This is a genomic window from Arcicella gelida (genome assembly GCF_034931025.1).
Classification (GTDB): Bacteria; Bacteroidota; Bacteroidia; order Cytophagales; family Spirosomataceae; genus Arcicella; species Arcicella gelida.
On sequence record NZ_JAYGIL010000011.1, the window covers coordinates 1 to 25,882 of the forward strand.

The window sequence follows — 25,882 nt, forward strand, 5'->3', positions numbered from 1 at the left end:
CAAGTCAAATAAAATTGTATTTTTTTAATAAATCACCGTAAGTGAAATGAAAAATCCACCCAGAATATGAGTGGATTTTATTCTAAATCAATATCGAAAAACAATTTTCAAGGGAAGCCAAGTCCGACCCTATTGAAAAAAGGATTTAATAATCATTTTCAGCCGAAAATATTACATATTTACTTTATTATTTCATTTCAATACACTATACCAAAATCAGAAATCCCCAATCCCAAATATCATTTCAACTCCTCACATCGTCCTTGCAAACCACCAGTATGAACTGCTACAATGATTGAGTTTTCTGGGAAATATCCTTTCTTGATTAAATCATAAATCCCAAACATCATTTTACCTGTATAAACTTGTTCAAGTTGAATATTGGGATTTCTTTCTTCAAAACCTTTGATAAAATCAATTAATTCGGGAGTAGTTTTGGCATAGCCGTTGAAATGATACTGTTCATTGAGTTCAAATTCTTTTTCAAAAGGTAAAAGTTTTTCAATTTGTCCTTTCAATAAACCTTTTCCTTTTAGCGAAGCAAAACCAATGGCTTTTGTTTTTCCGCTAACGCCACTCACTATACCTGCTAAAGTACCACCTGTACCAACGGCAGAACAAACATAATCAGGGTTGATTACTTCATAAATTTCATCAACCATTTCGTTAACGCCTTTGATTGCCAAATCGTTTGTGCCGCCTTCAGGCAACACATAATATTTATCTCCGTATTGTCTGGTTAATCTATTTCTGAAATTATAGTCGAGACGAGTTACAAAAATTAATTCCATACCGCAATGATGTGCAAACCGTAAAGTATCATTTGAATCAGGCGTTAATTCATCTCCACGAATAATTCCTACAGTTTTAAACCCAAATGCTTTACCAGCGGCAGCGGTAGCATAAATGTGATTAGAGTAAGCACCCCCGAAAGTTAATAATTGGTCAAATCCTTTTTCTTTTGCTTCTATTAAGTTAAATTTTAGTTTTCTCCATTTATTTCCTGTTACGGTTGGGTGGATTAAATCATCTCTTTTAAGGTATAATTTTATATTGTAGGATGCTAACACAGAATCCTTTATTAACGTTAAAGGAGAATGAGGTAATTGAAACATGGCGGTATTTGATTAATTTTGATTTTTAATGCCAAATATATGCAAGAAATAGAAGACGAAGAAGAAGAATTATATCAACACCACCGATTTGAGGTTGACAAAGGACAAAGTATCTTAAGGGTAGATAAGTACCTTATGTCAAGAATGCAAAATGCTTCTAGGAATAAAATTCAAGATGCTATTGAAACGGGTGCAGTAAGAGTAAATGAGGCAATCGTTAAAGCAAACTATAAAGTAAAACCATTAGATGTTATCACGGTTTTATTACCAGAACCGCCACGTAATACAGAAATTATCCCACAGAATATTCCTTTAGAAATTGTTTATGAAGACGATGAATTGCTAGTTGTCAACAAACCTGCGGGCATGGTTGTGCATCCAGCACATGGCAATTGGGAAGGAACTTTAGTGAATGCTTTGGTGTATCACTTCCAAAATTTACCGACACATCGTAATGGAGAAATTCGTCCTGGATTAGTACATCGTATTGATAAAGATACTTCTGGTTTATTAGTAATTGCCAAAACAGAAACAGCGATGACACATCTGGCAAAACAGTTTTTTGATCATAGTATCGAACGTACTTATAATGCTTTAGTTTGGGGTGAACCTAAAACAGATGAAGGAACGATTACGGGTCATGTTGGAAGAAGTTTGAAAGACCGCAAAATTATGACCGTTTTCCCAGATGGTTCAATGGGAAAAGATGCCACTACTCATTATAAAGTATTGAAAAAATTACGCTATGTATCTTTGGTACAATGTAATTTAGAGACTGGAAGAACGCATCAAATTAGAGTACATTTTAAACATATTGGTCATCCATTATTCAACGATGCTACTTATGGTGGTGATAGAGTTTTGAGAGGAACGATATTTTCTAAATACGAACAATTTGTAGCAAATTGTTTTAAAATGTGTCCGAGACAAGCATTACATGCGAAGTCATTAGGATTTATTCATCCAAAAACAGGTGAATTTTTACAATTTGATACAGAACTACCAGAAGAAATGCAACAAGTAATCCAGAAATGGGATACTTATGTAAATAACGAATAAAACCATTAACCTAACTAAAATCCAATGTCAGTTATTATCAGAAAAAGTATTCGGGAAGATGTACCAGTGATGTTTGAGTTAATCAAGGAATTAGCACTTTATGAAAAAGCACCAGAACAAGTAACAAATACAGTTGAACAAATGTATTTGGATGGTTTTGGTGAAAACCCAATTTTTGGTTCTATTGTAGCTGAAGTAGCAGGGGAAGTAGTTGGACTAGCTTTATATTATTACCGATATTCTACTTGGAAAGGAAAGCGTTTGTATTTAGAAGATTTAATCGTTTCTGAAAAAATGCGTGGAAAAGGTTTAGGTGAAAAATTATTAGAAGCAACCATTCAGCAAGCTAAAGATGATGCTTGTACTGGAGTGATGTGGCAAGTATTAGATTGGAACGAACCAGCCATTAATTTCTACAAAAAATTCGGAACAAGAATGGATGGAGAATGGATTAATGTGCATTTGGATTTTTAGAATTGAGGACTTAAAGACTTTAGGACTGTAAGATTTTAAGACTGGAGGACTAAAAGACAAGAGGATTTTAGGAATAACCCAAGAATAAAGAAATTTTAGATTTTATTATTAGCAGGTGAATTAATTCACCTGCTAATGGAAAAAACAGGGGGAAACTTAAACTTCTTTCGTCAATATCATTACTCAGAATACTATTCTTGAAGTAATTAAGTCTTTTAGTCTATAGCGTTATCCTAAATCCTCAAGTCCTAAAGTCCTCCCATCCTCAACTCCTTTAGTCTTAAAGTCCTAAAGTCTTCTAAAATGCAAAAAACCTACTACATTTCAATAGATACAGGTGGAACATTCACTGATTGTGTTGCATCTGATAGTGATGGAAAAGAATATCGCTACAAAATACTTTCTAACAGTTCGCTTCGGGGCGAAATTATTGCACAAATCTATCCGCAAATTTTCAAGGTAAAAGCTTCTTGGTTTTTGAAAAGAGATATTCTTGAAGGATATACTTTTACTTTATTGAATCATGATTTTCAGGCTAAAGTTGTAAGTTTTGATGTAGAAAATAATACATTATCATTAGACCAAGCTTTGCCAGAAACATTGCAAAATAAAGTATTAAGTTTTGCATTGACTGCCTTTGAAGAAGCTCCTGTTTTAGGAGCAAGATTGATTACACACACAGGACTAAAAGAACAATTCCCATCAATTCAAATCAGAATCGGCTCTACAAAAGGCACTAATGCACTTTTAGAAATGAAAGGAGCAAAGACCGCTTTTTTCGTAACAGCAGGTTTTAAAGATTTGTTAGTAATTGGAAATCAGTCACGTCCAGATATTTTTGCTTTAAATATCGTTCGTCCAGAACCACTTTATAGCGAAGTAATTGAAGTAAATGAACAAATTGACAAAGACGGGAATATCATTCAAGCGATGGATATTTCTGTGATTGAAGTAGCGGCAAAAAGATTAAAAGAAGCAGGAATTTCAGCGATAGCCATCTGTTTAAAAAATGCTTATCGTAATAATATTCACGAAAAAGTCTTGAAAGAAATATTACAAAAATACTTTCAATACGTGAATATTTCTACAGAATTAAGCAGACAAATCAAATTTTTGAATCGAGCAGAAACCACAGTTGTCAATGCTTATCTTGCTCCAATTATTCATACTTATATCAATAATATCAGTTCACAAATTCCAGATAAACACTTCAAAGTAATGACAAGTGCTGGAAGTTTAGTGAATGCTCATCATTTTCATCCCAAAGATAGTTTACTTTCCGGTCCAGCAGGAGGCGTTGTCGGTGCAGCATATATTGCAGAAGCTTCTGGTTATCAGAAAATTGTAACTTTCGATATGGGAGGAACAAGTACAGATGTTGCACGTTATGATGGAAACTTTGATTATCAATTCTCTCAAAAAATTGGAAGTGGACAGATATTCAGTCCATCGTTAGCGATAGAAACTGTAGCAGCTGGTGGAGGTTCAATTTGTTCATTTGATGGCTTTAAACTAAGTGTTGGACCAGAAAGTGCAGGTTCAATGCCAGGCCCAGCTTGTTATGGAGCAGGTGGAGATTTAACCATTACAGATGTAAACTTATTGTTAGGTCGCTTAGATATTCAACAATTTAGCATTCCAGTTTTTCCAGAAAAAGCAGAAGCCAAATTAAAAGAATTGCTGTTGAGTATTACTCAAAAGACAGGAAAAGAACCTATTAAAGAAGAGATTTTAGAAGGATTTAGAGCCATCGCCAATGAAAAAATGGCAGATACCGTTCGCAAAATATCTATTGCAAAAGGTTATTCAATCCATGATTATGGATTGGTAGCTTTTGGCGGAGCAGGCGGTTTACACGCTTGTGGAATTGCTAATTTATTAAATATCAATACAATTCTTTTACCAAAAGATGCGGGATTACTTTCAGCTTTTGGCATTGATAAAGCACAAGTAGAACGATTTTCAGAACGTTCTGTATTAGAAATTTTTGATACACAATTAGAAGAAAAACTGAAAGACTTGTTTGAACAAGCAGAAAATGAAGTAATAGTAACTTTACAAAATGATGGAGTAAAACAGGCAGATATTCGTTTTAAAAGTCATTCGCTGTATGTTCGTTTTAAAGGACAAGATTCAACCATAGAAGTATCTTGGCAAAGTTTTGAAGAAATGTTAGCCACCTTTAAAGAAAAATACAAAGCCATTTTTGGTCATTGGATAGAAAACAGAGCGATAGAATTAGAAAGTATCAGAGTAAATGCTTTTGAATATTCTGAAAAAGGAGAGAAACAAAAAGTTGAGGTTTCAGAAGAGTACACACCAGAATCTAATCATCAAGTAAAGGCTTTTTTCAATAAGCAATGGGAAAGTATTCCAGTTTATTTCAGAAATCAGCTTCAAAATGGAGCAATTATTAATGGCTTTGCTTTGCTATTAGATCCATTTAGTACAACCGTTATCGAACAAGGTTGGACTTTGAAAATTGATAATCAAGGAACAGCGATTATTCAAAAAGTAGCGGAGAAAATTGTTGATAATGAAGTAGATAATCAAGAAACTCAACTGGAACTTTTCACCAATCGTTTTATGACGATTGCCGAGAACATGGGTTTGCTACTTCAAAGAACAGCACTTTCTGTGAACGTAAAAGAACGATTAGATTTTTCTTGTGCTTTACTGGATGCAGAAGGAGAATTAATCGCCAATGCACCACATATTCCAGTACATTTGGGGAGTTTGGGTGTTTGTGTAAGAAGTGTGTTGAAACAGATTCATATTGGAAAAGGTGATGTAGTTGTGACCAACCATCCAAAATTTGGCGGTTCGCATTTGCCAGATATTACCTTGATATCTTCAGTGTATTCCTTGGAAGATGAATTGATTGGTTATGTAGTAAATCGTTGCCATCATTCCGAAGTTGGGGGTGTTCGTCCAGCTTCAATGCCACCATATTCTAAGAATTTAGCAGAAGAAGGCGTTGTAATTCCACCGATGTATTTGGTGAAAAATGGAGAAATTCGTTGGGGAGAAATTAAAGATTTACTCTTATCAGCAGTGTTTCCAACAAGAGCAATTGATGAGAATTTAGCAGACTTAAATGCAGCTTTAGCGGCAAACAGAAATGGTGAAGAAGCTTTACAAAACTTGGTTAAAGAACATGGATTAACGAAAGTTCATTTCTACATGAATCGTTTGAAGACTTATTCTGAAAGTAGAATGCGAGAAAAACTACAAGCATTTGGACAAGGAATTTACCAGTCAGAAGAGTTTTTGGATAATGGAGAGCCTTTGAAAGTACAAGTAAAAATCACAGAAAATAATTGTATCATTGATTTTACAGGAAGCACCAAAACCGATTCAGGAAATTTGAATGCTAACATTGCGATTGTGAATTCTGTCGTAATTTATGTTTTGAGATTGTTATTGAATGAAAAAATACCATTGAACGATGGCATTTTAAAAGCGGTTGAGTTAATCATTCCAGAAAAGTCAATTTTGAATCCTAATTATCCAGAAAATCCAGTAGATTGTCCCGCTGTTGTGGGTGGTAATGTTGAGTTAAGTCAAAGATTAACAGATACTTTACTGAAAGCTTTTGGCATTGTGGCATCGTCGCAAGGAACGATGAATAACTTTTTGTTTGGCAATAAAAACTTTGGCTATTATGAGACAATTTGTGGAGGAAGTGGAGCAGGAGCGGGCTTTGATGGTGCCTCTGGTGTACATACGCACATGACAAACACTAGAATTACCGATGCGGAAATCATGGAATTGCGTTATCCAGTTTATCTAAATCGTTTTGAAATTCGTAATGATTCTGCGGGTGCTGGAAAATTTAAAGGAGGAGAAGGAATTGTGCGTGAAGTAACTTTTTTAGAAGAAGTAGAAGTTTCATTACTTCGTCAGCATATTAGTACGCAACCTTATGGATTAAATGGAGGAAACGCTGGTAAATCAGGTAAACATTTATTAGCAAGAACAGATGGAACATTTACAACAAATAATGAAATTACTGCCAAAGCAGGAGATAAATTAACAATTTGGACCCCTGGTGGTGGAGGTTTTGGGAATTAAGTAGGTGTTTAGGCTTTGAGGTATTATATCCTAAGAGGAAACCCTAGCTATAACTGATTGGTTGAGATGAGAAACGGTAACCGTAAAGGTTACCGCTACGTTTAATTTGTCTTATCTATTGACCAATCAATACTTTACAAAGATTTTCGCTTGATAAAGTAACTTTTATTGACAAATCTTCCCTTTTGACGAGAAAGAATCATTTGAGCAGCTCTTTTGCCCATCAATGAAAAATCATTAGAAATCACAGAAACACCTTCAGCTAAGATTTCTTTAATTGGCGTATCATCATAAGACATTAATCCGATGTCTGTGCCTAATTTCCAGCCTTTTTTATTCGACCAATTGATAAATCTTACCAAATCATTTTCACGGAAAACTAAGTAAGCATGGTCTTTTTGAAGATGTTCTTCCTCTTCTAAATCTGAAATAATTTCATAAGCAATATCATTTTCAAGACAGAAACGCTCAAATCCTTGAATGATTCCGACAGGAGTATATTGAAAGCTTTTGCTGCTTAAAACCAATGAAAAAGTCTGATACTTTTTAATTAAATCTTTGGCTTCAATCAGTCCAGTATAAGTATTTTTTTGAAAATCTTGGTATAAAATGGCATAATCTGTACCAAAAGCGGGTACATCAATATCTAAAATTAAGAGTTTTTCTTTGGGTATTTTTTGAAGAACGTTTGTCACATCCTGATTGAAATGTGGCATGATGATATAATAATTATAAGAACCAAGATGGTTATTAATAGTGTTTTCAAATACTTTTAAATTGTGGTGATGAAAGAAAATATTCAGCGTAACGTTCTCTCCCAATTCAGCAACCAAACTATCATACAAAATTTCTTTGTAAGGTGTTAAAGCATCAAAAAGTACAAAAATATTGAGCTGACTTCTGGTATCAGTATTAGAAACGTAAAATCCTTTGCCATGATGTGAAGTAATTATTCCTTTTTCACGGAGTTCATCATAAGCTTTTGCTACCGTCATTCTTGCCATTCCAAAGTTGTGTGAAACCTCGTTAATGGAAGGTAATTGTTGTCCTCTTACTAACTCTCCTTCTTCAATAGCGTTGAGGATGTATTCGATTAATTGTTGGAATTTAGGCTTACTTGAGCTGGCATCAATTTGAATGCTGTTTTTCATTGAATGTATTTCTATTTGAGGTAATTATAGCAAATTAACAATATTTTTAATGTTGTGATAATAAAGTATTGTCTTTTTCCAATTTTGAGTCAAATTATAAGTAAAAAATTTTGAATCGCTGATTTTTTTTTTAAATTTGTAGTGAAATTCACTAGCATAGTATAGCATTGTTTTGGTTTGAATTCATTCTTAAAACATGCTTCAATATATAATGTTTCATCTCTTTTGTGAGATGCTACCTTTACAAGTTTTGTTTATAAAAATGGTTAATGGTGTACAGTGTCTGTCGGAGACATAAATTTGTCTCCGCAGGCAATTGTCTTCTAAACAAACTTGATGATTTTGCCTCCTATCTCTGAATATTTAATTATAGAACTACTTGTTTTCAAGTAGTTTTTTCTTTTTTGAGGGATTTAATATTGATTTTTAATTAAAAAATTAAACTTTATTGTGAATTTTTCATTCGTTATGAAATAATTCATATTCAATTGATGTTAAATTGAAGTGAAAGACATAAATTGTCATCATTATCTGTAATGCAATTCTTGTCAACAAAGAACTTTGGCAATATGAAATTTTTGAAAATACTTTTGTTGTTGTTGCTAGTAAGCTTCAAATTCATTGCTTCGCCAATGAATCTTGATAGTGATGCGCACAACCAACACATCAAAAGACATTTTTTAAAAACTTCAACTGATACTTCTCGAACTCAATTCTGTGATACAGCAATCAACGAAACTGAAGAGAGTTCAGAAAATGGTAAAGATTTTGATTTAGCAAAAATCAACTTTACAATCAGTCAATTTTTTACTTTCAAAGCTTTAGTATTAAAGCAAACATACCTTTCTTCTTGGATTTTTAATTCTAAAATTCATTCTTGCTTTCAGCTTTTTGTTTTGTTCCTCAATTTCCGTATCTGACACTCGTTTGTGCAAAGTATCATTCTTGATACTTTTATTGTTTACAGCTTCAACGTAAACAGTTTGCTTATTTCATCGTAATTCTTTTGTAAAAGTTGGTTCAAATTATTGGTATAATTCTGATAATGTGGCTAAAGCTTGTATTGAACTTGATTGTATTGTTTGGTTTATCTATTGATAAAAATCAAATTTTATATTCTAGTTTTTGTTGTGCTTGATTTTTACTTACCAGTAAAATTTAACTATGCCTACACAATCAACTTTTCAAGTCTTGATAAATCTTAAAGTATTTGTATGAAAACACACCAATCATCCTTTGATGAACATGAAATACTTCATGAATTGAAGCATTATTTACCTGCGCAAGCTCCTTTAAAAGACTTTGTTCATCATAATACACTTCATGCTTTTCAGCATCTCAAATTTTACAAAGCCATCAGGAAGGCTTCAAAAATATTTGGGTATAAAGTATTTCTGAGTTTAGATGAATACCGAACGCTTTATCACTCCAATAGAGTAAATATCGCTATTCTTGAGAAAGTGATTATTGAAAGAATGGGAGAGGAGTACCTTTTGGACTGGAAAGAGAAAGTGCTTCAAAAAGAGTATGATACGTTGATTTCTCCTAGAGTGGGCAATTTAAGAGCAAACTGGAAATTGATTCACCATATAGATATGGATTTGTTGGTCCATCCAATTTTATTCAGAATTCTTTGTAGTTTCTTAGACCAAGGGATTTCAATTTGGAGTTTTCCTAATATTCATAAAGGTTTTTTAGCTTCAATTAGAGAAATGGAGCGTAATACTTTTACAAGCTTTTTCAAAACAACAAGAGCGAGAAAACTATTGTTGGACGAAAATTGCAAGATTGAAGATTTGTTGAAAATCCTTGTAGGTGATGCCTCACTTTACAAACAATACCTTTATGATCAGCAGTTTGCACATCAAGGTTGGTCAGGAATGGTTTCAGTCGTTGAAGATTTACCACAAACATTATTAGATCATAAGAAAATCTCTACACATGATTTAATTGTTTTTGAATTGCTGTTGGAGATTGATGCACTGGATTTCAAATTTGGAGAAAACTGGGCAACACTTGGAAGTACAATTAAAGATGAAATAAAAGATATTTTTGCGGAAGTGCCTGAAAATGAATTGAATCAAGTACTTACAATTTGGCAAGATGCTTTTGAATGGACTTATTATGACCAAGTATTGGCAGGTATTCAACTTGGAAATGCGACGAAAAGAGAAGTTCAGGAAAAGAGTTTTCAAGCAATGTTTTGTATTGACGACCGTGAATGTTCAATTCGGAGATACCTCGAAAAATTTGATACTGGTTGTGAAACATTTGGTACGCCTGGTTTTTTTGGTGTTGAATTTTATTATCAACCCGAACATGCCAATTCCTACACAAAGCAATGCCCAGCGCCAGTTAATCCTAAATTCTTGATTAAAGAACTAGGTTCTAAAAATAAAGAAGGGAAAGATGCACATTTTACTAAACATACACATTCTTTATTGAGTGGCTGGTTGTTTTCTCAGACTTTGGGCTATTGGTCTATATTTCGTTTGTTCTTAAATATTTTCAGACCATCAATGAGTGCAGCTTCGGTTTCTTCATTCAAACACATGGATAAAGAATCGAGCTTGACAATAGAACATGGTCATCATCATAGCCATCCAAGAAAAGATGAACTCCAGATTGGTTTTACCGTTGATGAAATGGCTCAACGTATGGAAGGACTGCTAAAGAGTATTGGTTTAGTGAAAGATTTTGCTCCTATCGTATATATTGTAGGGCATGGAGCGAGTAGCGTAAATAATACTCATTACGCTGGTTATGATTGTGGTGCTTGTTGTGGAAGACCAGGTTCTGTGAATGCAAGAGTAGCAAGTTATATGTTGAATCATGTTGAAGTAAGGAAAATATTGGCTTCAAAAGGAATTGATATTCCTGAAACGACTCAATTTGTGGGAGCTTTGCATGATACTACTCGTGATGAGATTTTGTTTTTTGACGAAAATGTACTTTCTGAAAAAAATAAAATCGGTCATAAAAAGAATGAATCACTTTTTGTGAAATCCCTTGATTTTAATGCGAAAGAACGTTCAAGAAGGTTTGAATCAATTGATACGAAATTGACGGCTGAAGAAATTCATAATAAGATTCGTACAAGGTCGGTTTCACTTTTTGAACCAAGACCAGAACTTAACCACGCCACTAATGCGATTTGTATTGTTGGAAGAAGAGAACTTTCTAAAGATTTATTTTTAGATAGAAGAGCTTTTATGAATTCTTACAATTACGAAGTGGATTTAGATGGGAAGTATCTTTTTAATATTTTGAAAGCCGCTGCACCAGTTTGTGGTGGAATTAATCTGGAATACTATTTCTCAAGGGTTGATAATCAGAAATTAGGCGCTGGCTCAAAATTACCACATAATGTAATGGGACTTTTTGGAGTAGCCAACGGAATAGATGGTGATTTGAGACCGGGTTTACCAAGCCAAATGATTGAAGTTCATGACCCAATTCGTATGCTTTTTATCGTTGAACATTTTCCAGATGTGGTGTTGAATACAATTAAAACAGCTCCTGAAACTTATGAATGGTTCAATAATGAATGGGTGCATTTGGTAGTGGTTAATCCTGAAAACAGAGAGATATTTAGATTTGAGAATGGTCATTTTGTGCCTTATCAGTCTGTTAATAAAGAATTAGACGCTGTTTCTGATATTGAACCTTTACTTGAGTCTAACCAAGAAAATTTTCCAGTTTATTTAATCAAATAAGAATACAAGATGACTTCAATACTTCAAATTTTTATTCTTATACCTATAGTAGGATTTATAATCAGTTTATTGATTCCTCAAAAAAAGGAAAGTGTCTTGTCGTGGGCTGCCTTTTCAACGGTAGGAATACACTTAATTAGTTTTATTGTTTTTTTTGTTTACTGGCTTTTACACGGTCATGAAACGCTTAACTTAAAGGAAATTGTACTTTTTAAATCCAAAGAGTATGAGTTTCTGATTGATTTTTGTTTCGATAAAATAACAGTAGTGTATCTGTTAGTTGGTGCGTTTTTAACGTTTTTAGTAACAATTTACAGCCGTTATTATCTGCATAGAGAAAAGGGCTACAAGCGTTTTTTTAATACGATTTTATTTTTCTATGTAGGTTACAATGTGGCAATTCTAGCTGGAAACTTTGAAACGCTTTTTATAGGCTGGGAAATTCTAGGAATTTCATCATTCTTATTAATTGCTTTTTATCGTGACAGATATTTGCCTGTAAAAAATGCCATTAAAGTATTTTCAGTATATAGAATTGGTGATATTGGTTTAATTCTTGCCATGTGGGCGAGCCACCATTTGTGGCATGAAAATATTACTTTCTTGAAGTTGAGTAATTATGAATTGGTACATGAACACCTACAAAGCCATAGTTTTACGGGCGTATTTATTTCTATTATGATTTTGGTTGCAGCGGCTGTTAAATCTGCTCAGTTACCATTTTCGTCATGGTTGCCTAGAGCAATGGAAGGTCCAACGCCTTCAAGTGCTATTTTTTATGGTTCACTTTCGGTGCATTTGGGTGTTTTTCTTTTGGTCAGAACTTTTCCTTTTTGGGAGCATCAAATTTCTGTAAGAATCCTCATTGCTTTACTTGGGCTTTCAACAAGTATCATTGCGTCTTTGATTGCAAGAGTACAATCGTCGGTGAAAAGCCAAATTGCTTATGCTTCGGTAGCACAAATTGGTTTGATTTTCATTGAAGTAGCGGCAGGTTTTGAAAATTTGGCATTATTTCACTTTGCAGGAAATGCTTTCTTGAGAACTTATCAATTACTGGTTTCACCATCGGTAGTGAGTTATATGATTCGTGAGCAGTTTTACAATTTCGTTCCACGTCAGCATACGATTGAAGATTCTTTCCCAAAAAAAGTAGAGTATTCTATTTATGTGATGAGTTTGAAAGAATGGAATTTAGATTTATTCATGGATTATATCGTTTGGAAACCTTTGAAAAAAGTAGGTAGAAAATTAGATTTTCTAACGGTAAATAAGCTGTTGTTACTTTTTATCCCTACTTATTTTATTGGATTGCTATTATTGTACAATCAGGAAAATTTAGCCGAACAATTGCATGAATATTTACCGGGTTTGTTTTCATTGATTGGGTTTATCATGGTGTTAAAATCTTATTCAGAAAGAAAAAGTCCAAGAATGAGCTGGATCTTAATCATCATGAATCATTTCTGGATTGCCTTGGCAATTTCATTCAACGAGCATTTCAAAGCAGAAGAAGCGATTTTTTACCTGAGTGGTATCGTAATCATGGGAACTTTGGGGTATTTCACATTGAGCAAACTTACCGCTATCGAGAAAGTACTTGATTTGAATCGTTTCAACGGACACGTTTACGAACACCCAAGATTTGCCATGATGTTTTTAGTGTCCTGCTTAGGTTTAACAGGTTTCCCGATTACTTCAACGTTTATCGGCGAAGATTTAATTTTTAGTCATATTCACGAAGACCAAGTCTTCTTAGCATTTTTGATTTCGTCAAGTTTCATTATCGGAGGAATTTCTGTCATAAGGCTTTATGCCAGAATTTTTCTAGGACCACACATTAAAACATATCATGAAGTAGCTTATAAGTCTTCATAAAAAAGAAATTGTTCGAATTCAGATTATAATTAAGTATTGAATCACGTCCCTAACATCTTTAAAAATATTATTTTGAAATGGAAAATAAAACAAAATTAACTGCTCCGCTTGATGGCTTCGCAGGATTAAAAGAAAACTTTTCAACAGATGCTATTTCTGGTTTTATAGTTTTTTTACTGGCTCTTCCTTTGAGTTTAGGAATTGCTAAAGCTTCAGAATTTCCGCCAATTATGGGTTTAGTTTCTGCCATTATTGGTGGAATAGTTGTTAGTTTTATCATGGGGTCAAGACTTACTATCAAAGGCCCTGCAGCAGGTTTAATTGTTATTGTGGCAGGAGCAGTGAATGAATTTGGTGGAGGCGAAACAGGCTGGCATTTAGCACTTGGTGCTATGGTTGCCGCAGGTATTGTTCAAATACTTTTTGGCGTATTCAAGTTGGGGAAATTAGCAGATTTCTTTCCTTTATCAGCTATTCATGGAATGCTAGCTGCTATTGGTTTGATTATTATAGCGAAACAAATTCCAGTTTTGTTAGATGTAGCACCAGCACTTACCAAAGGAAAAGGTCCAATTGCGTTAATAGGTGCTATTCCTACATTTATTGCAAACCTTGACCCTAAAGCAAGTTTGATAGGCATAGTTTGTTTAGCAATTATGTTAGGTTGGCCTTTAATTAAAAATCCCATTATCAAAAAGATACCTGCTCCTTTGGTTGTACTGATTGTGGCAATTCCTGCTGAACTGGCGATGGATTTCCAAACCACTGAGCCAGCTTATGCCCTAGTTCATATTGGAAACTTGATGGAAAATATCAAAGTAAATGTAGATTTTTCAGGTTTTGCTCAGACTGGAATTTTTATAAAATATGTAGTAATGTTTGCTTTGGTAGGTACTTTAGAATCATTATTAACGGTTAAAGCAATTGATATGTTAGACCCGTATAGTCGTAAATCTGATGCTAATAAAGATTTAATAGCAGTAGGGGTAGGAAATACTTTAGTCGCAATTTTAGGTGGTTTGCCAATGATTTCAGAAGTAGCACGTAGCTCTTCGAATGTTAATAATGGGGCAAAAACTCGTTGGGCAAATTTCTTTCATGGTTTTTTTATTTTAGGTTTTGTTTTGTTGGCTTCACATTTAATTGAATTGATTCCTAACACAGCTTTAGCAGCGATGTTGATTACTGTAGGAATTAAATTGGCTCATCCTAAAGAATTTATCCATACTTTCAAAATTGGTAAAGAACAATTGTCTATTTTCTTGATTACGATTTTCTTCACTTTATACGAAGATTTATTGGTTGGTATTGCCGCTGGTATTGCCTTGAAAATCATTATTCACTTGGTGAATGGTTTGCCAATTAGTTCTCTTTTCAAAGCACCAACATTGGTTTCTTTTGAAGGTGATGAATATTTAATAGAAATTGATAAATCGGCTGTTTTTACGAATTACTTAGGTATCAAAAATAAATTGGATGCTATTCCTACTGGGTTTAATGTGACGATAGATTTAACTAATACAAAATTGGTTGATCACTCTGTGATGGAAAATCTTCATCATTTCGAGCATGATTATATAGAAAGAGGTGGTACAGTGAAAATTATAGGTCTTGATAATCACAAACCTGTTTCTGGGCATAAATTGGCTGCTCGTAAATCATAAATTTTAATTCACATAATAGTTATATTTAATACTGAGTGACATTTTGTCGCTCAGTATTAAATATAACTATTATTAACTCTATGAAAAAAACGTTTTTTCTGGTGGCTGGGCTAATGTTATCATACATCAGCTTTTCTCAAACTTATAAAGAAGGAAAATTATACTTGAATCAAGATGGTTCGCAGTTTTTAAAGATGACATTGATGAATCAAGTTTGGCTTCGCTATAACGAGAACAATCCGGGTTCAACAACGAATGGTTTTGCAAAATCTTCTACTACAGATATTGGTATTCGTCGTTTGAGATTACAATTATTTGGACAAATCACCGACCGTACTTATATCTATTTACAAGTTGGACAAAATAATTTTAATGCACTTTCAGATAGAAAACAAGGTTTTTTCATACATGATGCCGTTGGGGAGTATGCAGTTATTAAAAATAAACTTTCATTAGGCGGAGGTTTGTCGGGTTGGAGTGGTTTAGCTCGTTTTGCGGCTGCTTCAGTTGGCGGTCAATTAGGTGTAGATGCACCACTTTACCAACAAGCAACTAATGATGTTAACGATCAATTTTTACGTAAACTTAGTATTTATGCTAAAGGGAAATTAGGCAGTTTCGATTATAGAGTAGCCTTGACAGATCCAATGGCGATTCAAAAATCAGCGGGTTTTAACGCTGCGACTGCATTAACAAAGAATTCAAACTTTGCCACAACACCACCAAAATTTCAAACACAGGGATATTTCCAGTACCAGTTTTGGGATAAAGAATCTAATATGAATCCTTATATGGTAGGGACTTATTTAGGCACTAAAAAAATCTTCAATATTGGTGCTGGGTTTATCTATCAACCTGATGCGATGTGGCATTTGGCAGATAATGGGAGAGATACCCTTAAAACAGCAATGACTTTATTGGCGGTTGATGCTTTTTATGATGCACCCATTAACAAAGAAAAAGGCACAGCTTTAAGTGCTTATTTGGCTTATTCAGATTATGATTTTGGCAAAAACTATATTCGTGAAAGTGGCCCATTGAATCCTTCAACGGGAAATTCTAATCCCAATGTACTAAATGGAGCTGGAAACAATGCCCCACTATATGGAACTGGGCAAACATTTTATGGACAATTAGGGTATAAAATGGCGAATAATATGTTGGGCAAAGCAGGTACTTTAATGCCTTACGTAAGTATTCAATATTCAGATTATGAAAAATTAGCCGACCCAATGGTATTTTATGATGCAGGTATTAATTGGCTTTTCTCAGGTCATACTTCTAAGCTGACATTGGCTTATCAAAGTCGTCCAGTTTATACAAGTAATGCTTCAGGAGAATATAAAGCAACAGATAGAAAAGGCGGTATTATTATGCAGTATCAAGTCTTTTTTAATTAAAGATTACAATATTTTAGTTTGTATGTGGTTTAATGTTGGATTGGGTTATCGGCTTCGATAACCCAATTTTGTTTTATTTTTAATCTTTTATAGTTATAAATATAAAACATAGAACTAAAATGTTATAATTTTGTTGAGCCAATTAAACCTCGCTATGAATACCAGAAGTAAACTACATATAGCTTTTCGGATTTTTTGCTTGGTTTCGACCTTGCATTTTATCGGCTTGAGTGTAGGTGGTATTCATTACTTAAGTTTTTTTTTATCAAAAGAAAAAATTGTAAGTATCCAAAATAAAGCTGAAACAGAAAAGAAATCAGATTCAAACCCTACCGATGATATTCCAGAATCTGAAGATATTGATGCTTATAAAGTAGTTTGTATTTTACATAGCTATTCAGTTTTTGATAAAGACATTATCTCAATCGAAAGCATTTATCATTCAGCTCTCACATTATTTTCTTCATATTCTTCCCGAATCCTTCGTGGGCATTTTGATGTAATTATTCAGCCTCCTCGTGTTTAAATCATTTTTATGGAGTACAATGTTGTTTCTATCAAATAATGTTTGATCAATTCAACCTTATACTAAATATTAGGGGATACTCCCTTTTCAAATTTGATTCAAAGCTACTACGTTAAATATATTATGTCTAAAATTAAATATTATCAAAAGTCATTACTGGAAACTGACTGGAAATCAGGTATTTCTGTTTTTTTGGTAGCATTGCCTCTTTGTTTAGGAATTGCTCTTGCTTCAGGAGCACCACTTTTTGCAGGGTTACTTTCAGGAATTGTAGCCGGGATTGTAGTATCAATTTTATCAGGGTCAGAAATTTCGGTAAGTGGACCTGCGGCTGGCTTAACTGTAATTGTAGCTACGGCTATTAAAGATTTGGGTTCTTATCCAGGTTTTCTTGTAGCGGTTATTTTAGCTGGTTTACTTCAAATTGCATTAGGTTATTTGAAAGCGGGTAAATTTAGTGCATACTTCCCAGAAAGTGTTATTAAGGGAATGTTGGTTGCTATTGGTTTGGTAATTATTCTTAAACAGATTCCTCATGCTTTAGGAGATGACCAAGATTATGAAGGTGAATTTGAGTTTGAACAAGTTGCCGACCATCAAAATACCATTACAGAATTAATACGTTCTTTCGTGGATTTTAATTATGGCGCTGTCATTATTTCGTTTTCGTGTTTATCACTTTTGATTTTTTGGGATTATGCTGCTAAGAAAAACATTAACTTTTTTAAAGTATTCCCTTCTGCTTTGGCAGCTGTACTTTTAGGTGTTTCAATCAATGAAATATATGCCATTGCGAAGCCTGAGTACTTTTTAGGAAATTCCCCAATTCACATGGTGGCAATGCCTATTTTTAATAATTTCCAAGAATTTAAAAGCGTATTAATTTTTCCTGATTTCTCATTTTTAAGCAATCCTCATATTTACACAATTGCAATAACCTTGGCAATTGTGGCTAGTTTGGAGTCACTTCTAAGTTTGGAAGCTGGTGATAGTATCGACCCTCAAAAACGTATTTCTTCTTCAGATAAGGAACTTGTTGCACAAGGAGTAGGAAATACAATTACAGGTTTATTAGGTGGACTTCCAGTTACTTCTGTAGTTGTTAGAACATCGGCAAACGTTTATGCTGGAGCAAAAACAAGAATGTCGTCAATAGTTCATGGAGTATTATTATTGGCTTCGGTAGTTTTTATCCCGATGTTAATGAATAGAATTCCTTTATCTGCATTGGCTGCCATTTTGTTGATGGTAGGGTATAAATTGGCTAATCCTGTTGTATTTAAAAAAGTTTATAAAGAAGGATACGACCAATACATCCCTTTTGCAGCCACTATTATCATAATTATTTTCAAAGATTTACTTTTTGGTATATTTATTGGAACGTTTATAGGGCTTTTATTTGTTGTATTCACCAATTTCCGTTCAGTAATTTCGGTGATTCGTGAAGGAAACAATGTATTAATCAAGTTTAATAAAGATGTTTCCTTTTTGAATAAACCAAGAATTAAAAATATTTTAATGAGCTTGAAGGAAGGCGATGAAGTATTAATTGATGGTGCAAGAGCCAACTTTATCGACCATGATATTTTTACGCTACTTTATACTTTTAAAAGGAGTTCGAAAAGTAAAGGAATTGAAGTAGTTTTCAAGAAAGTAAATCGCAAGATTCAAGGAGATATAAATCATTATCACGGAGAAACAGAATCGTCACATTAATTTATAATTACATTAAATAAATGAAAGAATACAAACAATTATTATTAGCTAATAAAGCATGGGCAAAAGAGCGTTTGGAATTAGATGAAGAATATTTCAATACCCTTTCTAAAGATCAACAGCCCAAGTTTTTATGGATTGGTTGTGCAGATAGTAGAGTTCCTGCTGAAGAAATTACCAATGCACAGCCTGGAGAAGTATTTGTTCATAGAAATGTAGCAAATCTAGTTGTCCATACTGATATTAATTTACTTTCCGTACTTCAATATGCGGTGGAAGTACTTCATGTAAGGCATATTATTGTTTGCGGACATTACGGTTGTGGTGGTGTAAAAGCTGCGATGGGCTCTAGCGATTTAGGACTCATCAATAAATGGCTAAGAAATATTAAAGAAGTTTATGATAAGCATAATTATGAACTAAAAAATATTTCTGATGAAGATGCTAGATTTAAGCGTTTGGTAGAATTGAACGTAGAAGAACAAGTAAAGAACCTTGCTAAAACAACAATCATTCAACGTTCTTGGAAAAACTTCCAATTGCCACATATTCATGGATGGGTTTTTGATATGAAATCTGGTTTGATTAAAGAAGTAATGGAAATTGAAGCATGTTCAGAGATTGATCCAATCTTTAAGTATGATTTTCATACAGATGAGGTAATTACTAATAGTTCAATTTATTAGAGGGTCTTGCTTGAGGAGAAAAAAATATTTTAATAAACAGAGAAAGCCTGTAATGAGAATACTCAATACAGGCTTTCTCTGTTTATTTCATTTCTTAAAAAGTCAACTCAATAATAAACCATCTTGCATTACTAACTTTCTGTCAGCCATATTCGCTAATTCTTCGTTATGGGTAACGATGACAAAAGTTTGATTGAATTGGTCTCTTAAATTAAAAAAGAGCTCATGTAGTTCATGTGCATTTTTTGAATCTAAATTTCCAGAAGGTTCGTCCGCAAAAATGATTGATGGTGAATTGATTAAAGCACGAGCAACTGCTGTTCTTTGCTGTTCACCACCTGACATCTGTGAAGGTAAATTATGAATTCTGTCTTTTAGTCCGAGTAATACCAAAAGTTCCTCTGCTCTTTCTTCAATTTTTTTATTTTTACCGCCAATGTAAGCAGGCATACAAACATTTTCTAAAGCTGTAAACTCTCCAAGAAGGTTATGAAATTGAAAAATAAAGCCTAATTTTTCATTTCTAAATTTGGCTAAAGCAGTATCCTTTAAATTGGTAATTTCTTGTCCAGCAATAAATACTTGTCCAGTATCAGGTTTATCAAGTGTTCCTGCAATATGCAACAGCGTACTTTTCCCAGCCCCCGAAGCCCCAACGATAGAGGCTACTTCTCCTTGATGAATCTGTAAATCAATACCTTTCAAAACATTTAAGTTTCCATAGGTCTTTGTAATATTTTTGACTACTAACATTTTTCCTTTTCCAATAAATATTCACTAGAACAAAACAACGATAAAAAATGTGGAATTACTATATTTGCTTTGAATAATTACTTTGTTGGTCGTTCAAAAAAGTTGATAAACTATAAATATTTACCAAATAAAAGCAATTAATTAAATAGTTTGTCAGTAATTTAGCAAACGAATTAATTTCGACATAAAAAACTGTATCAAATGAACATTCACGAGTATCAAGGTAAAGACATTTTGAAAAGTTATGGTGTCCGCATTCAAGAGGGCATCGTAGTCGATACACCAGCATTGGCAGTAGAAGCTGCCCGAGAGTTGTCGGCAAAAACTGGTACACAGTGGCACGTAATTAAAGCCCAAATTCATGCCGGTGGGCGTGGAAAAGGTGGTGGAGTAAAACTTGCTAAAAATTTAGATGAAGTTCGCCAAAAATCAGAACAGATTTTGGGAATGCAATTGATTACTCACCAAACAGGTCCAGAAGGTAAAAAAGTTAATAAGGTCTTGATTGCTGAAGACGTTTATTATCCAGGTCCATCTGAGCCAAAAGAGTATTACATTTCTATTTTGTTAGATAGAGGTCGTGCTTGTAATGTTATCATGGCATCAACTGAAGGTGGTATGGACATTGAAGAAGTAGCAGAACATACTCCTGAAAAAATCATTAAGGAATGGATTGATCCAAGAGTAGGTTTACAAGCATTCCAAGCTCGTAAAATTGCTTTCGCTTTAGGTTTATCAGGTGATGCTTTCAAAGAAATGGTGAAATTCATCAACTCTCTTTATAAAGCTTATGTTGAAACTGATTCTTCGATGTTTGAAATCAACCCTGTGTTGAAAACTTCAGACAACAAAATCTTGGCAGTAGATGCTAAAGTTAACTTAGATGATAACGCATTGTACCGTCATTCAGATTTTATTCCATTACGTGATGTTACTGAGGAAGATCCATTAGAAGTTGAAGCATCTAAAAACGATTTGAACTACGTAAAATTAGACGGTAACGTTGGATGTATGGTGAATGGTGCTGGTTTAGCAATGGCTACGATGGACATCATCAAATTATCTGGTGGTGAGCCTGCCAACTTCCTAGATGTAGGGGGAGGAGCTAACGCTAAAACGGTTGAAGCTGGTTTCCGTATCATCTTGAAAGATCCAAACGTTAAAGCTATCTTGATTAATATCTTTGGTGGTATTGTTCGTTGCGACCGTGTTGCTACGGGTGTTGTTGAAGCTTATAAAGCTATCGGTGATATTCCTGTACCAATTATTGTTCGTTTACAAGGAACTAATGCTGCTGAGGGAGCTAAAATCATTGATGAATCAGGCTTGAAGGTATTCTCAGCTGTTTTATTGAAAGATGCAGCTACTAAAGTAGAAGAAGTATTAGCAGCAATGTAATCAATACAGAATAATAAAAAAGGCGAAGGATTTTAAATCTTTCGCCTTTTTTATTGATTTTATCATTATAAAAAACTAGTTTTTCTTAGCACCAGACTTAGCACCATTGTAATATTGAGTTGCTTCTGGTAAAAGTCTTTTTATATCAGCAATACGTTGTTCGTCTGATGGGTGAGTTGACAAGAATACAGGTTGCTTAGTTCCTCCGCCAGATTGTGCTGCCATTCTTCCCCAAAAAGCTACAGCTTCATTAGGGTTATATCCCGCCATAGCCATGAAAATTAAGCCTAAATGGTCAGCTTCTGATTCTTGGTTACGTCCAAAAGCAAGCATTCCTATTTGAGCACCCGCAGGAGCAGCAACACTAAATACTGAATTCCATAAATTTTGTGTTGCACTTGGCTTACTTTGCATCGCTATTCCTAAACCTACTTGTCCAGCCGTTAATAAACCTTGTGCTACCATTCCTTGGCTCATTCTTTCGCTACCATGTTTTGCAATCGCATGCGATACTTCATGACCCATTACTACAGCTAAACCCGTTTCATTCTGAGTAATTGGCAAAATACCTGTATAAACTACCATTTTACCACCTGGCATACACCAAGCGTTCACTTGACTATTTTGTACTAGTTCGGTTTGCCATTGATAGCCATTCAAATAATTTGGAGAACCGTTTTGCTCAAAATATGTTTGAGCAGCTTTAGCAATTTTATCACCAACTCTTTTTACCATTGCCGCTTGTTGAGAACTAGCCGCTACTACTTTATTAGTATCTAAAAATTGCTTATAGCTAGTAAATGACATGGCGTTCATTTCATCATCAGAAACCAATAATAATTGGCTACGACCAGAAATCGGCACTTTTGTACAAGCCCAAATTGACGTTAGGAGAACTGCTCCATAAAAAACGATTTTTTTCATTTTTCTTAAAAGGATTAAGACACATTAAATTTTAATGGCAAAATTAATATTAAATAATCATACCAACACTCTAGTAATAGTATAGCAATTTAGAATTTAGATGTAAAAATCTAAAAAAGGTTCTAAATTTCTACATTTTAGGGGTATTTTTGTAAAATAATTCATAAAACGAAGAAATATGAAAATTTTGTGCATCGGTAGAAATTACGCTGAACATATTGCAGAATTAAATAATGAGCGTCCGTCTGAACCCGTTATTTTTATGAAACCAGATACGGCGATACTCAAAGACAATGAGGCATTTTATCATCCTGATTTTTCAAACGATATTCATCATGAAGTAGAAATCGTATTGAAAATCAATAAGATGGGCAAAAATATTGAAGCTAAATTTGCACATAAATATTACGAGGAAATCGGAATAGGTATTGATTTTACGGCTAGAGATGTTCAATCTAAACTAAAAGAAAAAGGATTACCTTGGGAAAAAGCCAAAGCTTTTAATGGCTCAGCACCTATTTCTGGTTTTGTTGCTAAATCTGAATTTGCTGATTTAAAGAAACTGAATTTCCATTTAGAGATTAATGGAGAAACTCGTCAAACAGGAAATACTTCTATGATGCTTTGGAATTTTGATGAAATCATTGCTGAAATATCAAAATACTTCACGTTAAAAACTGGCGATTTAATTTTCACAGGGACTCCTGCTGGCGTTGGTAAAGTAAAAATTGGCGATAAATTAAGTGCATTCGTTGAAGGCAAAGAAATGCTATCATTTGACATTAAGTAAATCGTGACGTGGATTTTATGGACATTCTTCCTTAAAATTCCGTTACAACAATCTATGAAATTAAAATTCTTTCTTTTTTGTAGCCTTCTTTCATTTCAGAATTTAGCACAAAAAACAAGACTTCTTTATCCGAAAGATTACTTTCTTTTTCCAATTAATCCCAAACAACAAAACTATTTGGCTGGTGGAATGGGGGATTTGCGTGCAGATCATTTCCATGCTGGTATTGATATTAAAACCCAAGGAAGAGAAGGTTTAGCAGTACAAGCCTCGGCTGATGCTTATGTTTCTGAAATCAGAGTACAAACTTCTGGTTATGGAAACGTAGTTTTCTTGACGCATCCCAATGGTTATGTTTCTGTTTACGGGCATTTAAGAGAGTTTGCAGAACCTTTGGCTACGTATGTAAAGAAAAAAAGACTAGAAAGCCAGACATTTGAAATTCAATTAAAACCTGCACCAAATGAATTTGTTGTAAAAAAGGGACAAATTATTGGTTATTCAGGCAATACTGGCGGTTCGGCTGGGCCACATTTACATTTTGAAATCAGAGATATTAATAACAATATTTTGAATCCTCTGAATTTTGGTTTTGCCGAAATCAAAGATAATATACCTCCTATTTTCCAACAATTATTTATCAAAACACTTGGTACTGATGCAAGAGTAAACGGTGAATTTGGAAGAAAATCTTTTCATCCCATCAAAAACCCCGATGGTACTTATGGCATCAACGCAGAAATTTCAGCAATTGGTGAAATTGGCTTAGAATTGCTGGCAGTTGATAAAATGAATGATACCCATAATTCAAACGGGTTAAGTTGTACTGAATTATTCGTTGATGGCAAAGAAGTGCATTATTTTCATTTAGAACAATTTCCCAATGCGGTTTCGCATGATATTAATGTGCATACTGATTATGCCTATGAAAAAACCATTGGACAAAGAATTCAAAAGCTCTTTCAAGATGATGGAAATGATGAATTACCAGTTTATAAAACCATTTTACAAAAAGGAAAACTCAGCTTTCAAGATGGAAAAACTCATCAAATAAGTATTAAAATTTGGGATGCTTATGAAAATGGAAGTACTTTGAACTTTACAATTAAAGGTGAAAAGTCCGAAAGTTCAGTAACGGCTAGTCCAAGTAAGTTACCTTTAATGATTAACTATCATATTGATGATAATACTTTAGTAATAAAAGCACGCAACTTAAAGACAATCAATTCGATAGCAATTTTAAATTTAGAAAAATCATCAGCTGAATTGCCCATAAATTACGTAAAAAACAATGAAGCTGTGTATCTTTGGGACTTAAAAAAGGGTTTACCCAAATCTATACAGATTGATAGTGTAGAAAAGTCTCTAAACTTACAAAAAACTATTCTTCCCAATCAATCAAGTAGCTTTGTTTCAGATAAACTTTCAATCATTTTTGAAGCAAAAACATTGTATGATACGCTTTATTTAGAAACTAAAGCTACTCCCAATCAAGTAGAAATTGGTCAAGCAACTATACCAATCCGAAATCCGATTAGTGTTAGTTTTCAGCCAGAAGCTAAAGTAAATTTACCGCAAAAAACATCAATATATTATACTTCCAGAAATCAAAGAAGATTTTTAGGGGGAAAATGGAATACAGATAGAATTGTCTTTAAAGCTGGATTATTGGGTCAGTTTACGCTTTTAACAGATACGATTCCACCAAAAGCAAGCTTTGTCACGAAAAGTCCAAATCATGTAGCGATTAGAATTTCAGATAATCTTTCGGGAATTAAAAGCTTTAAAACATATCTTAATGATACTTATATCTTAGCAGATTATGATGCCAAAAGAGCTTTACTCTGGACTGTTAAATCAGATTCTACTCAAAGTTTTATTGGTAAACTTCGTTTAGATTTGGAGGATAATCAAGGCAATAAAAGTTCTTATGAAACTGAAGTTGATAATCAAACAAAGACGGTAGCTGTCAAAAAAGAAAAGCCTAAAAAAGCTAAAACTAAAGCGAAGAAAGAAGTAACATCAAAAAAGAAGAGTAAAAAGAAAAATAAAAAATAGTAAAGAGTATAGTCAAATCTTTCAAAATTGTCTTTATAAAAATATACATAAATGAAATTAGCAATAGGAGAAAAAGCACCGGATTTTGAACAAAAAGACCAAGATGGGAATTTGGTTAAGCTTTCAGACTTTGAAGGCAAAAAAGTGATTTTATACTTTTATCCCAAAGATGATACTCCTGGTTGTACTGCTCAAGCTTGTAATTTGAATGAAAATTTACCTGCTTTACAAGCCAAAGGTTTTGAAATTATTGGAGTAAGTATTGATGGACAAAAAGCACATCAGAAATTCATCAAAAAATATGATTTAAAATTTACTTTACTCTCAGATGAAGACCATCAGCTAGTAGAGGCTTATGGCGTTTGGGTAGAAAAATCTATGTATGGCAAAACCTACATGGGCACAGCCAGAACAACTTTTATCATTGATGAAAAAGGAATCATTACTGATATTATTGAAAAAGTAAAAACGAAAGAGCATACCTCTCAAATAATTTAGAA

The 25,882-nt window shown here is 33.7% G+C and carries 19 protein-coding genes; 15 read left to right on the forward strand and 4 right to left on the reverse strand.

All coding sequences use genetic code 11. The annotated features are described in order from the left end of the window. Positions 1-239: 239 nt before the first annotated feature. A complete protein-coding gene (locus VB776_RS10455) occupies positions 240-1,115 on the reverse strand; it encodes a 1-aminocyclopropane-1-carboxylate deaminase/D-cysteine desulfhydrase (RefSeq protein ID WP_323328751.1) in 876 nt (291 codons plus the stop codon). A 39-nt stretch (positions 1,116-1,154) separates the two neighbouring features. On the opposite strand from VB776_RS10455, the gene VB776_RS10460 reads away from it, so the two are divergent. From VB776_RS10460 to VB776_RS10470, 3 genes are all read left to right on the forward strand, one after another. After that, entirely contained in the window at positions 1,155-2,174 is a 1,020-nt protein-coding gene (locus VB776_RS10460; RefSeq protein ID WP_323328754.1) for an RluA family pseudouridine synthase, read from the forward strand. Between the two features lie 24 nt (positions 2,175-2,198). Next, on the forward strand, positions 2,199-2,648 hold the full coding sequence (locus VB776_RS10465; protein WP_323328757.1) for a GNAT family N-acetyltransferase: 450 nt from the start codon (positions 2,199-2,201) through the stop codon (positions 2,646-2,648). Between the two features lie 303 nt (positions 2,649-2,951). Continuing rightward, positions 2,952-6,722 (forward strand): hydantoinase B/oxoprolinase family protein, encoded by a 3,771-nt coding sequence (locus VB776_RS10470; RefSeq protein WP_323328759.1) that lies wholly within the window; start codon positions 2,952-2,954, stop codon positions 6,720-6,722. A 134-nt stretch (positions 6,723-6,856) separates the two neighbouring features. Here the strand turns inward: VB776_RS10470 and VB776_RS10475 are convergent, their stop codons facing one another. Next, a complete protein-coding gene (locus tag VB776_RS10475; RefSeq protein ID WP_323328761.1) occupies positions 6,857-7,873 on the reverse strand; it encodes a GntR family transcriptional regulator in 1,017 nt (338 codons plus the stop codon). 569 nt (positions 7,874-8,442) lie between these two features. Here VB776_RS10475 and VB776_RS10480 point away from each other — a divergent pair. From VB776_RS10480 to can, 8 genes are all read left to right on the forward strand, one after another. Next, positions 8,443-8,793: a hypothetical protein gene (locus tag VB776_RS10480; protein ID WP_323328763.1), complete on the forward strand. Its 351-nt coding sequence runs from the start codon at positions 8,443-8,445 to the stop codon at positions 8,791-8,793. 294 nt (positions 8,794-9,087) lie between these two features. Next, on the forward strand, positions 9,088-11,589 hold the full coding sequence (locus VB776_RS10485) for a YbcC family protein (protein WP_323328765.1): 2,502 nt from the start codon (positions 9,088-9,090) through the stop codon (positions 11,587-11,589). A gap of 9 nt (positions 11,590-11,598) precedes the next feature. Next, positions 11,599-13,467 (forward strand): proton-conducting transporter transmembrane domain-containing protein, encoded by a 1,869-nt coding sequence (locus tag VB776_RS10490; protein ID WP_323328767.1) that lies wholly within the window; start codon positions 11,599-11,601, stop codon positions 13,465-13,467. 77 nt (positions 13,468-13,544) lie between these two features. After that, positions 13,545-15,131: a SulP family inorganic anion transporter gene (locus VB776_RS10495; RefSeq protein ID WP_323328769.1), complete on the forward strand. Its 1,587-nt coding sequence runs from the start codon at positions 13,545-13,547 to the stop codon at positions 15,129-15,131. 80 nt (positions 15,132-15,211) lie between these two features. Then, positions 15,212-16,531 carry a hypothetical protein gene (locus VB776_RS10500; protein ID WP_323328771.1) on the forward strand — a complete coding sequence of 440 codons (1,320 nt, stop codon included), beginning with the start codon at positions 15,212-15,214 and terminating at the stop codon, positions 16,529-16,531. 154 nt (positions 16,532-16,685) lie between these two features. Further along, positions 16,686-17,057 (forward strand): hypothetical protein, encoded by a 372-nt coding sequence (locus tag VB776_RS10505; RefSeq protein WP_323328773.1) that lies wholly within the window; start codon positions 16,686-16,688, stop codon positions 17,055-17,057. Positions 17,058-17,180: 123 nt separating this feature from the next. Then, on the forward strand, positions 17,181-18,773 hold the full coding sequence (locus VB776_RS10510; protein WP_323328774.1) for a SulP family inorganic anion transporter: 1,593 nt from the start codon (positions 17,181-17,183) through the stop codon (positions 18,771-18,773). A gap of 20 nt (positions 18,774-18,793) precedes the next feature. Further along, positions 18,794-19,459, forward strand: coding sequence for a carbonate dehydratase (gene can, locus VB776_RS10515; protein ID WP_323328776.1), 666 nt, complete (start codon positions 18,794-18,796; stop codon positions 19,457-19,459). Positions 19,460-19,561: 102 nt separating this feature from the next. Here the strand turns inward: can and VB776_RS10520 are convergent, their stop codons facing one another. Further along, positions 19,562-20,212, reverse strand: coding sequence for an ABC transporter ATP-binding protein (locus VB776_RS10520; RefSeq protein ID WP_323328777.1), 651 nt, complete (start codon positions 20,210-20,212; stop codon positions 19,562-19,564). A gap of 201 nt (positions 20,213-20,413) precedes the next feature. On the opposite strand from VB776_RS10520, the gene sucC reads away from it, so the two are divergent. After that, complete coding sequence (sucC, locus tag VB776_RS10525; RefSeq protein WP_323261295.1) at positions 20,414-21,610, forward strand: ADP-forming succinate--CoA ligase subunit beta; 1,197 nt, start codon at positions 20,414-20,416, stop codon at positions 21,608-21,610. Between the two features lie 75 nt (positions 21,611-21,685). Here sucC and VB776_RS10530 read toward each other — a convergent pair whose 3' ends face one another. Beyond that, a complete protein-coding gene (locus VB776_RS10530; protein ID WP_323328778.1) occupies positions 21,686-22,534 on the reverse strand; it encodes a M48 family metallopeptidase in 849 nt (282 codons plus the stop codon). 178 nt (positions 22,535-22,712) lie between these two features. Between VB776_RS10530 and VB776_RS10535 the strand changes: the two genes are divergently transcribed. Genes VB776_RS10535 through bcp form a run of 3 tightly spaced genes read left to right on the forward strand, consistent with a single transcriptional unit; the run spans position 22,713 to position 25,880 of the window. Beyond that, complete coding sequence (locus tag VB776_RS10535; RefSeq protein WP_323328780.1) at positions 22,713-23,324, forward strand: fumarylacetoacetate hydrolase family protein; 612 nt, start codon at positions 22,713-22,715, stop codon at positions 23,322-23,324. Positions 23,325-23,378: 54 nt separating this feature from the next. Beyond that, positions 23,379-25,382 carry a M23 family metallopeptidase gene (locus VB776_RS10540; protein ID WP_323328782.1) on the forward strand — a complete coding sequence of 668 codons (2,004 nt, stop codon included), beginning with the start codon at positions 23,379-23,381 and terminating at the stop codon, positions 25,380-25,382. A 51-nt stretch (positions 25,383-25,433) separates the two neighbouring features. Continuing rightward, positions 25,434-25,880, forward strand: coding sequence for a thioredoxin-dependent thiol peroxidase (gene bcp, locus VB776_RS10545; protein WP_323328784.1), 447 nt, complete (start codon positions 25,434-25,436; stop codon positions 25,878-25,880). Positions 25,881-25,882 lie beyond the last annotated feature (2 nt).

Bases quoted from the DNA above. Each gene is read 5' to 3' on its own strand.
- VB776_RS10530 (WP_323328778.1), bottom strand. From the start codon at position 22,534: ATGAAAAAAATCGTTTTTTATGGAGCAGTTCTCCTAACGTCAATTTGG.
- VB776_RS10475 (WP_323328761.1), bottom strand. From the start codon at position 7,873: ATGAAAAACAGCATTCAAATTGATGCCAGCTCAAGTAAGCCTAAATTC.
- can (WP_323328776.1), top strand. From the start codon at position 18,794: ATGAAAGAATACAAACAATTATTATTAGCTAATAAAGCATGGGCAAAA.
- VB776_RS10535 (WP_323328780.1), top strand. From the start codon at position 22,713: ATGAAAATTTTGTGCATCGGTAGAAATTACGCTGAACATATTGCAGAA.
- VB776_RS10465 (WP_323328757.1), top strand. From the start codon at position 2,199: ATGTCAGTTATTATCAGAAAAAGTATTCGGGAAGATGTACCAGTGATG.
- VB776_RS10495 (WP_323328769.1), top strand. From the start codon at position 13,545: ATGGAAAATAAAACAAAATTAACTGCTCCGCTTGATGGCTTCGCAGGA.
- VB776_RS10455 (WP_323328751.1), bottom strand. From the start codon at position 1,115: ATGTTTCAATTACCTCATTCTCCTTTAACGTTAATAAAGGATTCTGTG.
- bcp (WP_323328784.1), top strand. From the start codon at position 25,434: ATGAAATTAGCAATAGGAGAAAAAGCACCGGATTTTGAACAAAAAGAC.
- VB776_RS10505 (WP_323328773.1), top strand. From the start codon at position 16,686: ATGAATACCAGAAGTAAACTACATATAGCTTTTCGGATTTTTTGCTTG.
- VB776_RS10500 (WP_323328771.1), top strand. From the start codon at position 15,212: ATGAAAAAAACGTTTTTTCTGGTGGCTGGGCTAATGTTATCATACATC.
- VB776_RS10480 (WP_323328763.1), top strand. From the start codon at position 8,443: ATGAAATTTTTGAAAATACTTTTGTTGTTGTTGCTAGTAAGCTTCAAA.
- VB776_RS10510 (WP_323328774.1), top strand. From the start codon at position 17,181: ATGTCTAAAATTAAATATTATCAAAAGTCATTACTGGAAACTGACTGG.
- VB776_RS10470 (WP_323328759.1), top strand. From the start codon at position 2,952: ATGCAAAAAACCTACTACATTTCAATAGATACAGGTGGAACATTCACT.
- sucC (WP_323261295.1), top strand. From the start codon at position 20,414: ATGAACATTCACGAGTATCAAGGTAAAGACATTTTGAAAAGTTATGGT.
- VB776_RS10460 (WP_323328754.1), top strand. From the start codon at position 1,155: ATGCAAGAAATAGAAGACGAAGAAGAAGAATTATATCAACACCACCGA.
- VB776_RS10520 (WP_323328777.1), bottom strand. From the start codon at position 20,212: ATGTTAGTAGTCAAAAATATTACAAAGACCTATGGAAACTTAAATGTT.
- VB776_RS10485 (WP_323328765.1), top strand. From the start codon at position 9,088: ATGAAAACACACCAATCATCCTTTGATGAACATGAAATACTTCATGAA.
- VB776_RS10540 (WP_323328782.1), top strand. From the start codon at position 23,379: ATGAAATTAAAATTCTTTCTTTTTTGTAGCCTTCTTTCATTTCAGAAT.
- VB776_RS10490 (WP_323328767.1), top strand. From the start codon at position 11,599: ATGACTTCAATACTTCAAATTTTTATTCTTATACCTATAGTAGGATTT.